The 12,200-nt window shown below is 44.3% G+C and carries 11 protein-coding genes and 2 pseudogenes; 3 read left to right on the top strand and 10 right to left on the bottom strand.

Features of this window, described 5'->3' with window-relative positions; translation table 11 throughout:
• The first annotated feature begins 174 nt into the window (after positions 1–174).
• Complete coding sequence (locus C6G87_RS03505; protein ID WP_233708993.1) at positions 175–1,071, top strand: tetratricopeptide repeat protein; 897 nt, start codon at positions 175–177, stop codon at positions 1,069–1,071.
• Between the two features lie 456 nt (positions 1,072–1,527).
• A pseudogene (locus tag C6G87_RS09095) lies at positions 1,528–1,986 on the top strand (P-type conjugative transfer protein TrbL); the annotation flags it as partial.
• Between the two features lie 618 nt (positions 1,987–2,604).
• Here the strand turns inward: C6G87_RS09095 and C6G87_RS08755 are convergent.
• From C6G87_RS08755 to C6G87_RS03480, 6 genes and pseudogenes are all read right to left on the bottom strand, one after another.
• Complete coding sequence (locus tag C6G87_RS08755; RefSeq protein ID WP_233708987.1) at positions 2,605–3,051, bottom strand: hypothetical protein; 447 nt, start codon at positions 3,049–3,051, stop codon at positions 2,605–2,607.
• A 9-nt stretch (positions 3,052–3,060) separates the two neighbouring features.
• Positions 3,061–3,531, bottom strand: a complete 471-nt coding sequence (locus C6G87_RS08750; protein ID WP_233708986.1) for a hypothetical protein — start codon at positions 3,529–3,531, stop codon at positions 3,061–3,063.
• A gap of 49 nt (positions 3,532–3,580) precedes the next feature.
• A complete protein-coding gene (locus tag C6G87_RS08745; RefSeq protein WP_233708985.1) occupies positions 3,581–3,766 on the bottom strand; it encodes a hypothetical protein in 186 nt (61 codons plus the stop codon).
• A 37-nt stretch (positions 3,767–3,803) separates the two neighbouring features.
• Positions 3,804–4,375 (bottom strand): annotated as a pseudogene (locus tag C6G87_RS08740) (tyrosine-type recombinase/integrase).
• A gap of 44 nt (positions 4,376–4,419) precedes the next feature.
• Positions 4,420–4,764 carry a hypothetical protein gene (locus C6G87_RS08735; protein ID WP_233708984.1) on the bottom strand — a complete coding sequence of 115 codons (345 nt, stop codon included), beginning with the start codon at positions 4,762–4,764 and terminating at the stop codon, positions 4,420–4,422.
• An 80-nt stretch (positions 4,765–4,844) separates the two neighbouring features.
• Positions 4,845–6,323: an OmpP1/FadL family transporter gene (locus C6G87_RS03480; protein ID WP_104752157.1), complete on the bottom strand. Its 1,479-nt coding sequence runs from the start codon at positions 6,321–6,323 to the stop codon at positions 4,845–4,847.
• 290 nt (positions 6,324–6,613) lie between these two features.
• Here C6G87_RS03480 and C6G87_RS03475 point away from each other — a divergent pair, with 290 nt between their 5' ends.
• Entirely contained in the window at positions 6,614–8,062 is a 1,449-nt protein-coding gene (locus C6G87_RS03475) for a glutamate decarboxylase (protein ID WP_104752156.1), read from the top strand.
• Between the two features lie 227 nt (positions 8,063–8,289).
• Here C6G87_RS03475 and purB read toward each other — a convergent pair whose 3' ends face one another.
• Genes purB through C6G87_RS03455 form a run of 4 tightly spaced genes read right to left on the bottom strand, consistent with a single transcriptional unit; the run spans position 8,290 to position 12,191 of the window.
• Entirely contained in the window at positions 8,290–9,594 is a 1,305-nt protein-coding gene (gene purB / locus C6G87_RS03470; RefSeq protein ID WP_104752155.1) for an adenylosuccinate lyase, read from the bottom strand.
• Positions 9,594–10,538 (bottom strand): thiamine pyrophosphate-dependent enzyme, encoded by a 945-nt coding sequence (locus C6G87_RS03465; RefSeq protein ID WP_104752154.1) that lies wholly within the window; start codon positions 10,536–10,538, stop codon positions 9,594–9,596. The genes purB and C6G87_RS03465 overlap by 1 nt, the downstream gene beginning before the upstream one ends.
• Positions 10,539–10,549: 11 nt before the next feature.
• The gene (locus C6G87_RS03460) at positions 10,550–11,773 is read right to left on the bottom strand and encodes a 2-oxoacid:ferredoxin oxidoreductase subunit alpha (protein ID WP_104752153.1); all 1,224 of its coding nucleotides are present in this window, start codon (positions 11,771–11,773) and stop codon (positions 10,550–10,552) included.
• A complete protein-coding gene (locus C6G87_RS03455) occupies positions 11,763–12,191 on the bottom strand; it encodes a 4Fe-4S dicluster-binding protein (RefSeq protein WP_104752152.1) in 429 nt (142 codons plus the stop codon). Before C6G87_RS03455 ends, C6G87_RS03460 begins: the two co-directional genes overlap by 11 nt.
• Positions 12,192–12,200: the final 9 nt, after the last annotated feature.

Genomic DNA, 12,200 nt, shown 5'->3' with positions numbered 1-12,200 from the left:
TACTATTAATAATTATTTTAAAATCGTGAACGATTCACCTTCCTATGCATTGCCTATACCTATTTACCAAGAGATCACCACAACAATGTTTTATACTTAAGATTAATAGAATAGGTTACTCGGCAATGAGGTAAGATTTTGAATAAAAGCGATTGGCGATTTTGGTTAATATTGGTGTTTTTGTTTTTGGGTGTATCTCTAGCATGGTATTTTGTGCATTCTAAAGTTAACTTGACAGACCCATTAGAAAATACTGACTCCATAGAAAGCACAGCTAAAAAAGAGGCAGATCAAGATTATTCTCAGGCTAAAAAAGCCTACAAAGATAAAGATTATAAAAAGGAATTTGAGTATTTTAAGAAACTTGCAGACATGGGAGATTCTAGAGGATATAATGGACTTGGAGTCATGTATAGCAATGGCGAAGGTGTAGGACAAGATAAGCAAATGGCTTTTCAGTACTTCCAAAAGGCCATAGGTATGGGAAATGCTAAAGCCTACGCCAACTTAGGAAACATGTACGAAAATGGCGATTATGTCCGTCAAAACTATTCTAAAGCCCTAGAATATTACCAAAAAGCGGCAGATATGGGAGAAACTTTGGGTTATTTGAACCTAGCCCTCATGTATGACAAGGGGCATGGTGTCCATAAAAATTATCACAAAGCTTTGGAATATTATCAAAAGGCCACGGATAGTAAAGATAATGATATTCGTGCTTGGGCTTACAACAATCTAGGAGTGATGTATGAATATGAAAAGGGAGTTACCAAAGACTATTCTCAAGCCTTTCAGTATTATAAGAAAGCTACAGAGATGGGGAGTGCTACAGCTTACAATAACTTGGCTAACTTGTACAAATACGGCAAGGGTGCGGTGAAAGATGAAAAGATGGCACAAGAATATTATCAAAAAGCTTGTAATGCTGGATATAAGAGCGCTTGTACAGATTCAACTTTATGGCAACAACAATTGACGAAGTGGTTATCAGAGAATTGGAAAATCCTCATAATTGCTGTAGTGCTTATAGGATACTTACTAGAATGGCTTATCAGAAAACTTAGGTTTTAGGCAGATCTGCACATATTTCTTTCTATTCGTTTTAAAATAACTTATACCACTCGCACCGCAAGGTCTCCAGCTTTATCTAGACAGATTAAGAGGCGCATGCTCTTAAAGCATCACAAAAAGACAACCCACTCCAAAGTATTGGTTCATATAATGTGAACATAATGTACATAATAAGTTGTATGAAAGTCCCTATCAAATACAAAAGTAGCAATAACAAGGTTATCTATTCTTGCAATAGTATATTATCTAGTGTCCCCAATACAGACAATACAGGAGAAAAGTCCTTGTAGATCAGGTGGAGATAAGAAAAACAAATTATTTTAGAGGGCGCACAAGAGTTAGAGAGTTAGGGAAGGAAACAGATAAAGACCATGTCCATGTCTTAGCAGAATAATCCAAGCTTTACGCTGAATATCTCAATTGTCTTGACACCCCCTTCAAGCCTAGAATGGGGATTTATTGTTTAGCTATTTAAAAAAACTGCCCTCTTTGACCTTCTATCAGCCATGTATGACTTTAGTGGCGTTTTTCAATTTGCAGGTTTTAGACTTTATTACAATAAGAGTTCCTAGCCAAAGCGAATTAAATGCCGGAACATTTGGTGGAGCTAGCCAAGCACTCCAACAGTAAAACAAAGACATGGCAGGATTTTTAGACATCATAGGTTACTTTATCATCATTATTTTAGCTTCCCTGATCTGTTTCTACCTTGTCAAGCGCATTCCAGATTTTATCAATGGCATTTTTAACACAAGTGGAGGTGTGGGCGCATCACTGAGATGATGTAAAAGATAGGGATGACAGCAGGGGGTGTAGTAGTGGGAGGGTCTATGGTGATGGCAGCTAATAAGATCACTCAGGCTTGTCAGAGTGCAGGAGGAGAGTTAGCAGGCGTGAGAGCAGGACTAGGAGCTCTAGGGCAATGGGAGTAACAGGGGGAGTTAGTGCTGTGGTTGATAGAGAGTCTATTAGTGCGGGAGTGAAGTCTGGCGTGCACACGATCAAGAATGCTTTGGGTGGGGGATATAATCAAAACAGCAATTCTGAATCTGCGAGTCATAATGTGGGTGGTGGCAGCGCTAAGGGTGGCGAAAATACAGCTAGAAATGTTTACCTCCTAGTGCTATACAAAGATGGCAAATGGATTAGAAAGCGGTGTGGATTATCTCAAGAAAGACAAGACCTGTAAGTCTTATGTTGAGCGAAGTATCACGGAGAACCCTCTAAGTCTTCATGGTAGTGGGATTCCTCATTTTCCCACCACTACATGGATGAATTGGAGTTCTGAAGGAGACAAGATAAAATTCATTAGGTGTTATAGGCTTTTTGCTCAAAATCTCACTAAAAATCAGAGTTATGAGCCTCTAGGTAAGTTACACAACGAGTGCAAAGACCAAATAGATGCTATCAGTGCCTAGTCTCCGCTAGAGTTTCCCCATTGCCATATAATGCGTCCCTGAGCGTCCCTCTTGACTTTTTCCAACACGGAGCACTGCACACCTTGACATATAGAACTCTTGCTCTTGGCATTCTTCATGTTGTTTGCGTTGAGACTATCACTAACAGCATGTGCGAAGCGATCTTGACCATGAGGTTTGATTGCATTTCCATTGTCTTATTGAGAAACAATAGTTGGTTAGTGATTTCTCTAAGATACGCGAGGGTAAGGATTTTAATCTTCTGATTATAATCTGCTAGCACTTGAGACTGCGTGTCTTTATCCTTAGCCCCTGCTAGAGCCTTTTGAAACTCTTTAGTGGCTTGATCGAGCTCATTAGAGAGCTTATCTTTAGTGAGTAAGATAAGCTCACAAGTTTTGGTGTTTGGGTTTTCTCTGCAATACTGAATTTTTTGTTTGTTATCATTGGCGTTTTTGTCTGTTACCCCCAGCTCTGCTTTGAGGGTGTCTAGTCTAGCAATCAGAGGTTGGATTTTCAGTTGGAGAGTGTTTTTCTCTTTGATTTTTTGTTGGACACGCAAGAGAGCTTTTTAAAACCTAGTCTTTCTCACTGCTCCCCAGTCTCCGTGCATAATCGCTTGGCTTTCATCAATGCTGTAGTTTTGTTCATTGACTTCGGCTTCATATTTGTTTAACTGCTCACATAGGATTGCTCCCAAAGCCCGTCCGCTCAACTCCCCCTCTAAGCTCTGCAAGTTGATGCGAGCTTGCGCATCTTTAATCAACGCTATCTGTTCCCCAGCCTGAGAAATGGCTGTGCTCAGATTGTGGAAGTCTAGGACTTTATTGTGGGTAAGCTTGCTCATATCTAGCCATGGGCATTTTTTCTCTAAGTACTTATCTCTCAATCTACCCCTAATATCAAAATTCTCTACAGCTGGCTTCAAGTCTTCATAATTAGCCTGAATGCTAGCAATTTGGCTTTTGAATTGATCGAGCAATCTCATCGGGTTAGCAATGGTGATAGTAGAACCACTGATGAGCGTATTTGCCTTTTTCATGAGATCATTGACCTCATTCAACTGAACGATTTGCTCTTGGGCTTAGAGATCATCTCTTCGTATTTTCTAATCCATCTACAAGTTTGCCTATCATGGTGGTTTGTTGGCTATTAGTAGTGGCTAAGTGAGCATTTGCCTCAGCATCATAGGTGAGCATGCCAGAAGCTAAGGCATTGGAGATAAGAGCGCTAGAGGGAATAAGGAAAAAGAAGGGACTATAAGCCCTTCTGAGCATCTTAACTCTCCTCTCTTTCCATTATACACCCCCGTCCTTAAGTTTTCAAAAGCGTGTCAAACACACAAGCGACCTTTTTATTGTGCTCTTGGATGGCGTGGATATAGATTTTAGTGGAGAGCAAAGAGTTATGTCCTAAAGCTCTGCTAGTGAGGACTAAATCCTGTGTTTCTTGATAGATCAGCGTCGCAAAGCTGTGTCTAAAGAGGTGTAAGCCTGTGCCGTATGTTTGACAATGTTTAATCTTAGAACATTTGAAAATTTTAGCAATGAAGTTTTTGAGCTGGCAAGTCCTTTGGGATTGTAAAGAAACACTCCATTGAAGTGCTGTAGCCTTTTGGTATCATGTATCCAATCGTGCAACGCCTGTTCTAAGATAGACTTACGAATATAGGCTTTTCTCTCTTGCTTGTTCTTGCCCAGTACGAGAATGGAGTAGTTCTGCTCTTCAAGCTTGATATTTTTGATCTCTAGATTAAGCACTTCATTTTTTCTAAGACCTCCTAGTATCACAAGCAAGAGAATACATTTATTGCGTTTTTCATAGCTAGAGTGGGGTTGGTAGTTTAGCAGTGTTTGGATAAAACTTATTAAGTCTTGGGCATTCAAGTGTTTGGGTAAAGTTTGGGTTCTTTGTGCAAAAGCAAGGTTTTTTAGAGGGAAGTCAAAGTTGTATCCGCGTTTTCTACTAAATAATCAAAGAATTGGCGTAGATACATCACATACTTAGCCATAGAGCTAGATTTTCTGATTTGAGCTAGTTCAAAGAGAAAGCTAATCACTTGCTCCTCTGTGAGACTTCTAAAACTCTCTAGTCTAATATGGGTTTTAAAATGTGTGAAAAACAAGAACAATATGCGCATCATCAAAATATGCTTAATCCCTTGATTGTAAAGAGCTTGGCATTTTAGAATGTCTTCTTGGCATTGGAGCACCTTAGCCATATCCTCTAAAGCCTGCACAGGCGTGAAGCTCTTGATCTTGTAGTGTAAAGACACAGGTATCTCCTAGCTAACAAAATAGACTGAAATTTTAGCGCGCTCTACTAGGATTATCGAGGGTGTTTAACCCATATATCTTAAAAGCGCAAGGCAACACTGACATTGACTAATTGGAGTTTACCCCAGCCATTTTTAGACTGAATAGGGGATTTGCGGTTATCTTTAAAGGTCATGGAATAAGCCGCGCCCATATCGAGCAAATCATTAAACATAGAATAACGCGCACCTACACCTACCACGTAACCATTGGCATCAGGAATTCCAAAAGCATTTTGAGGCACAGGAGTCTCATCGTATGCTCCGGAAGCCATCGCCCTAAATTTCTGCCCTACACCATAGGTCAAGCCAAGACGGTAAGCGTTGGTATCTTTCCAACCTCGTCCAATGGCTACAGCATTGTAATCCGCTCCGCTCATCATGGCTTGAATGTATTTCACCCGCTCGGTTTCGTTCTTGCCAATCTGATTTTTCATAGATCCACCTACATGGCTGAAAGCTTGGTTTTGGTATCGAAATTCAAATTTATCGCCGTAACTCCAAAAATTACGCTCATAGACAAACTCCATTAAAAACACTCCCATTTGTTGGGCGATTCCCACGGAGAGTTGCGCAGGCAAATCTGTAGAAAGAGTTAGTCCTGCATCCATATCTGTTGTAATTAAGGGGCTTTGAGCAGCACCTGTACGCGCCTTTGCTTGGAGTTTGCCTTTAAAATCAATGTGTACTGGAGAGCGGTAGGTGGCTGCAATGCTTAACCCCTCATCGCAAAAATAAAGAGGTTTAATTTGCAAGGCAGCGTTCCAGCCAAAGCCCCATCCTTGCGTCGAAGAGCTTTGATCGACAGCAGTTGTGCCTTGTGAGTGCACGACAGCCCCCGGAATTTTCATGCTAGCCTTGTAAGGCACATAGAGAGAGTTTTTAAATTTGCCCATACCCCACAAAATCCGCCCACCTCCACCTATAGAAAGCCATTCAGCAACTTTGAAAGAGAGCACGGGGTTAGCCTCTAACATAAAAATAAAGCTATTATCCAAGAATTTTCCCCCTTCGCCATCCCAATTAAGCGTCATGCCTGAGGGGGCTGTAAAAGAAAAACCCACATTAAACCCATGCCAAAAGGTTGAAGACTTGTAAAAGATTTCAGGAATCACGGCGTTAACAGCATGTGCGCTACCTTCTGCCGCGCTAGGGCCGGGGGGAATTTGTGGCGAGAGCCAGTTAACTCCCCAACAGATACTCGCTGTCCACCAACTATCTGCTTGGCATGTTACTTGTGTGCCCTGATCTCTGCCAATTTGTTGCCTAATCTTTGTAAAATCTGTTGTGAAATCAAAGCTAGGCACATGGAGCCAGTTGATCGCCAATTCTAATTCGTGCTTATTGCTAAATTTTCCTAACCCCATATTTGCTGGATTATATAAACTGCTATCTGCTCCATTTGCGCCTGCGATGTATGCAGAACTGAGCGCAATAGAATTTAAACTATGTTCATTCAATTTAAATCCATTGGCCTCCAATGTGGCTACCACGCCTACTAAGGCAAGAATTTTCTTCATAAGTGTCCTAACATGCAGTGATTCTGATATTATAACGCATTGTATACCTACAGGTGTGCATCAAAAATCTTTTAGACTCTTTAAAATGCAGGGTCAAACTTCAAGAGGTGGCAAATTTAGCAAGTGCGTAATAAAACCCGAAGCTTAAAGCAAGTTTTAAAGCAAGTTAAGGAATATAGATCGAGTGTTAGGGCGGATCGCTCCGCCCTCGCTGATTAAGCCGCGAGATCAAAACGTCTCGTTATGCTCTTGGTATTGGGCAATCATCACTGATCATTAGGAGGTTTCTTGTGTTACACAAAAAGAGCAATATTAAAAAGGATGAGGAGAAATTCGTCTTTAGAGCAGATAGTTCATCTACACCCATTTTTGGCAGCCATGAAAGCGATGTCTTGTTGCCTCGCGATAAGATAGGTCAAAAAATGATGGATCCGCGCATCGCTTACCAGTTGGTCTCCGATGAAATGATGCACGATGGCAACCCGCGTTACAATCTTTGCACCTTTGTCCAAACCTATATGGAAGAGGAAGCTAGAAAGATCATGCTCGATTCTATGGCTACTAACGCCATTGATAAGTCTGAATACCCACAAACCACCGAGATTGAAAAGCGTTGTGTGAATATCATCGCCAATCTTTGGAACGCCAATCATCAAGAGGATTTTATGGGCACTTCTACCGTGGGTTCTTCAGAGGCGTGTATGTTGGGCGGGATGGCGATGAAATTTCGTTGGAGAAAACGCGCACAGGCTCTAGGTATTGATACCACCAAGCAAAAGCCCAATCTCATTGTTGGCTCTGGGTATCAGGTCGTTTGGGAGAAATTCTGTGTTTATTGGGACATTGAAATGCGCGAAGTCCCTATGACAGACATCAATGATCTCACCATGAATCCACAAAAAGCCATCGCGCTCTGCGATGATTACACGATAGGCATTGTGCCCATTATGGGGATCACCTACACGGGCATGTTTGATGACATTGTAACTCTAGACAAGCTTTTGAGCCAATACAACAAGAGCGCTAAAATCAGTGTGCCCATCCATGTGGATGCTGCCTCTGGGGGGCTTTATCTCCCCTTTATTAACCCCGATTTAACTTGGGATTTTCGCCTAAAAAATGTCGTCTCCATCTCCACCTCGGGGCATAAATACGGGCTCATTTATCCGGGGATTGGCTGGGTGATGTGGCGTGATAAACAATTCTTGCCCGATGAATTGGTGTTTGAAGTGGCGTATCTAGGGGATTTTGAGCCCACTTTTCAGATCAACTTCTCTCGTTCGGGTTCGCAAATTTGGGCGCAGTATTATTGCTTTGTACGTTGGGGCTTTGAGGGCTATAAAGCCATTCATGAGAGAACGCGCGATGTGGGGCTGTTTTTGGCAAAGGGCATTAAGTCTTTAGGGCTTTTTGATATGATCAACGAGGGGCAAAACATCCCCATTATTTGCTGGACTATGAATCATCGGGCGCAACAAGAAAAGCATTGGGATCTTTACGATCTAGCCGATCGCCTCCGCTTTAATGGTTGGCAAGTCCCTGCTTACCCGCTCCCGGCAAATTTTAAAGATGTGTCAGTGATGCGTATTGTGGTCAGGGCGGATCAAAGCATGGAGCAAATGTCGCTCTTTTTAAAGGACTTAAAACAGGCGATCAAGGAGCTAGACGCGACAAATCTAGTGAGCCACAAACGCCAATCTCAAGAGGGTAAGATCGTCCCAGTGGGTTATACACATTAAAAACACAGCATCTGAAGGCTTTACTAGAGACTTTTTATTTTTGACAAAAATATAAAGGTGTCAAGAAATGGGTAAAGAGTTGTAGGTTTTAGGGAGGGAGGGGGATTCTCTAAACACAATCTTCAAAACGTCCTGGCATCATAGGATAATGTATAACAGAGAAAGGATCAGAAGGGGTTTTAAGGCGGGCTCGAGCGGAGGCTTTAAGCCATCAGCCCAAAAGAGTATTAATCTCCAAACACACGCGCAAAAATGCGGGATACATGGCGCAAGTAATAATCTATCTCAAAGCACCCCTTAATCAAGGCGCGATCCACCTCTTTTAAACGCGGCTCGGCTAGCAGGTGCTCTAAAAAACTCGCTTGCTTACCCTGTTGCAAGAGTGCCCACACCTGCATGGCATTTTCTTGCACAATGGCATAACTTTCCGCCTTGCTAAAGCCCAGTTTTGGCAATTCTAAAAGAACGCGCTGGGAAAAGACCAGCCCGCCTGTACGTTCTAAATTCTTGCGCATGTTCTCTGGATAGACCACCAAATTCTCTAAGAGAGTGGTGAGTCGGTGCAAGAGAAAATCTAGGGTGATAAAAGCGTCCGGGAGCACGAATCGTTCTACCGAGCTATGGCTAATATCACGTTCATGCCAAAGGGCGACGTTCTCCATCATGGGGATGGCATAGGCACGAATCATGCGCGCTAGCCCGGTGATGTTTTCGCTCAAAACCGGGTTGCGCTTGTGGGGCATCGCAGAACTCCCCTTCTGCCCCACGCTAAAGGCTTCTTCAGCCTCGTAAACTTCGGTGCGCTGGTAGTGGCGGATATTGATGGCGATCTTCTCACAACTGCTTGCCAACAAAGCTAGAGCGTTGCACACCCTTGCATGCCTCTCTCTAGAGATAACCTGGTTGCTAATTTTAGCCACACCCAAGCCCAATTCTTGGCAGACCAATTCTTCTAACTCAAAGGGGCTATGTGCCATGTTGCCCATCGCGCCGCTGATCATCCCCACGCTCACCTCTTGAGCCACCTCCTGCAAAGCTTTAAGGTGCGCGCGCATGTCATCATACCACAACGCCCATACCAGTCCAAAGGCAATGGGCTCGCCATGCACCCCATGGCTTCTGCCCACCATCACCACCTCTTTAAACTCGTAAGCGCGCGCTTTAAGCACGGCTAAAAGGGCGTTAAGATTCTCCATGATAAGGGCTAAACTTTGCTGGATGAGCAGAGCTAGGGCGGTGTCAATGCAATCGCTAGAAGTGATGCCATAATGAAAAAAACGCTCCGCATCGCCTAAAGTTTTGCTGACCGCTTGGATAAAGGCGATGACATCGTGTTTAGTAGCTTTTTCAAAGGCATGGATATCTTCTAATTGAAAGCTGGCTTGTTGGATCTGATCGCAGGTCTTTGCGTCCATCAATCCCAAAGTATGCCAAGCCTTTGCAACCGCCTTTTCTACCTGTAGATAGGTTTCAAACTTATGTTGCTCGCTCCAAAGGCGCGTCATCGCCTCACGAGCATAACGCGCTAACATTAAACTTTTGCCTCTTCTCTGCGCTGCAAATACTCCCAACGCGCATCCACATCTTTTTGCAACGCCTCAATGATGTGTTCATTTTCCTTTTTAAAGAGGTGGGCAAAGCGTTTTTGGGGTCCCAAATAATCGCGCACGGGTAAAATATTGCGCGGACGATAAGTGATTTTGAGCTCCTGCCCGTGAAAAACTTCAAAGAGGGGGAAGATGAGACAATCCACAGCCAAATCAGTCATCTCAATGGCTAGGCTAGAGTGGTATTTCCACTCCGTGGGGCAGGGGCTAAGGGCATTGATAAAGCAAGGCCCCTCTGTGTCTAGCGCAGTTTTGATTTTCTTGTTCATGTCCTTCCACTTATTAGGGGCAAGTTGGGCGGCATAAGGGATTCCATGGGCAGCCATGATCAAAGTCAAGTCCTTTTTGCGCTCTTTTTTGCCAAAACTCACCTTGCCCGCTGGGGTGGTGCTGGTGCTCGCCCCCATAGGCGTACTCCCGCTCCTTTGCCCCCCTGTGTTGGCGTAGTTTTCATTGTCCAAACAAATATAGGTCATATCATGCCCGCGTTCCATACAGCCACTGATAAACTGAAACCCAATGTCGTAGGACGCACCATCGCCTCCAAAGGCAACAAACTTAGGGCGTTGCCCGGCGTATTTACCCTTGCGCGCTAAAGCCTTATACATGCTTTCTACTCCGCTAATGGCTGTCGAGCCATTCTCAAAACCGATATGAATCCAAGGCACATCCCATGAAGTGTGGGGATAGACAGCAGAACACACTTCTAAACAGCCTGTAGAATTACCCAAAACAATAGGACCATCGACCGCGTTGAGCACCTCGCGTACAATAATCCCATGCCCACAGCCCGGGCAGAGTAGGTGCGAACCTTCGAACTTTTCAGCCGATTGGCTAAAACTTTTGAGTGTTTTAATTTCTTTAACCATGCACTCTCCTTTTAAAAATAAGACAATTCGGGTCCATTAAGCCCGATAAATTGTTGGGTAGGATGGGTGAGCCCACCTTTTTTGGCGTCTTGTGCTAATGCCTCAAAGATACCATCTAAATCTGCTTGGGTTAAGTCTCGACCCCCCAGTCCGTAAATGTAATTGCTCAGTACGGGGCGTTTGGATCCCGGAGCTTGGTAGAGGCTTGCGGCAATTTCATTGAAAAGCGCGCCCAACGCCCCAGAGGGTGAACTGCGATCCATCACGGCTACTGCTTTTGCGTTCTTGAGCGCATTGGCGATGAGCTCAAAGGGGAAAGGGCGCAGTACGTGCGTGGTAACCACGCCCGCCTTTATGCCCTGTTCGCGCGCTTTCTTAGCTGCCACGATTGCCGACTCCCAAGTCGTGCCCAAAGCAAAAATGATCACTTCCGCATCCACCACTTGGAAAGTTTCTACCAAATGGTATTGCCTCCCGGTGATCTTGGCAAAATCGTTAAAAATGCTCTCTAAGATCGTACTAGAATGCATGATGGCATGGTGTAGCTTCGCCTTATGTTCAAAGTGCCATTCTTCTTCTGCCTGCGCACCAAAACTTACGGGTCTATCAAAGTCTAACAAGGGGTGCACTCCCACATAATCACCCACGAATTTATAAGCGACTCCATCGCTCAAGGGGCGCACATTTTGTACGGTATGTGAAGAGAGAAAGCCATCTTGATGCACCATCACAGGCACACGCACCTCTTGGTGCTCGGCGAGTCTGAACGCCATCAAGGTAAAATCATAGACCTCTTGGGGGTTAGAAGTACACAGGCTGACCCAGCCACTATCTCTACCCAAATACATATCTGAATGATCGCAGTGGATATTTAAAGGGGCGGCCAGGGCGCGGTTGGCTACATTGAGTACAATGGGCAGGCGCATTCCAGCAGCTTGGTAAAGCACTTCGACCATCAAGGCAAACCCTTGTGAGCTGGTAGCTGTGCTTACTCTCCCTCCAGCTGCTGCTGCGCCCACGCACGCACTCATTGCGGCATGCTCAGACTCCACAAGTACAAACTCCCCATCTACATAGTCATTGTCCTTAAAAGAGCCGTAGTTTTGGATAATGGGCGTGGAGGGGGTGATGGGGTAGGCGGCTACCACATCCACTTGGGCTTGTCTGAGCGCGTGCGCACTAGCGGTACAACCATCCCATGCCTCTACTTCATTCAAGTGATAATTAGAACCCATTGTACCCCCCTTCTGTGCGGTAGCTTTTCTTTTTGATACCCGGGGCTTTTTGGGGCCACTTGGTGAGCGCTTCTTCTACGGGTTCTAAATTGTCAAACATCAGCAGAGATTTAGGGTTGGTGGGGCAGACATCCACGCACACCCCACAGCCTTTACAGTGTTCGTAATCTACCCCGCTCATTTTACCCTCGCGGGACAAAATAGACGCATCAGGACAATACACCCAACAATTAAAGCAATTGATGCACACCTCTTTATTGTGTACGGGTTTCTCCACGCGCCAATGAGAGACGCTCGCTTTAAAAGAGCTTTCTTCTGTATAGCTACGCTCGTTATTGTGTTTGCCTAGCTCATCCTGTCCTTGCTTTTTAAAGGGGAAGAGCACACCTCCGATCTCAAATTCTTGCCAATTTTTCATTGAATATCC

This window comes from Helicobacter baculiformis (assembly GCF_900197685.1).
GTDB classification, from domain to species: domain Bacteria; phylum Campylobacterota; class Campylobacteria; order Campylobacterales; family Helicobacteraceae; genus Helicobacter; species Helicobacter baculiformis.
The sequence above is the reverse complement of the archived record's forward strand: the minus strand, read 5'-3'. Positions and strand labels throughout refer to the sequence as shown.

Bases quoted from the DNA above. Each gene is read 5' to 3' on its own strand.
- purB (WP_104752155.1), bottom strand. From the start codon at position 9,594: ATGTTAGCGCGTTATGCTCGTGAGGCGATGACGCGCCTTTGGAGCGAG.
- C6G87_RS03460 (WP_104752153.1), bottom strand. From the start codon at position 11,773: ATGGGTTCTAATTATCACTTGAATGAAGTAGAGGCATGGGATGGTTGT.
- C6G87_RS03455 (WP_104752152.1), bottom strand. From the start codon at position 12,191: ATGAAAAATTGGCAAGAATTTGAGATCGGAGGTGTGCTCTTCCCCTTT.
- C6G87_RS08745 (WP_233708985.1), bottom strand. From the start codon at position 3,766: ATGCTCAGAAGGGCTTATAGTCCCTTCTTTTTCCTTATTCCCTCTAGC.
- C6G87_RS03480 (WP_104752157.1), bottom strand. From the start codon at position 6,323: ATGAAGAAAATTCTTGCCTTAGTAGGCGTGGTAGCCACATTGGAGGCC.
- C6G87_RS03465 (WP_104752154.1), bottom strand. From the start codon at position 10,538: ATGGTTAAAGAAATTAAAACACTCAAAAGTTTTAGCCAATCGGCTGAA.
- C6G87_RS08750 (WP_233708986.1), bottom strand. From the start codon at position 3,531: ATGAAAAAGGCAAATACGCTCATCAGTGGTTCTACTATCACCATTGCT.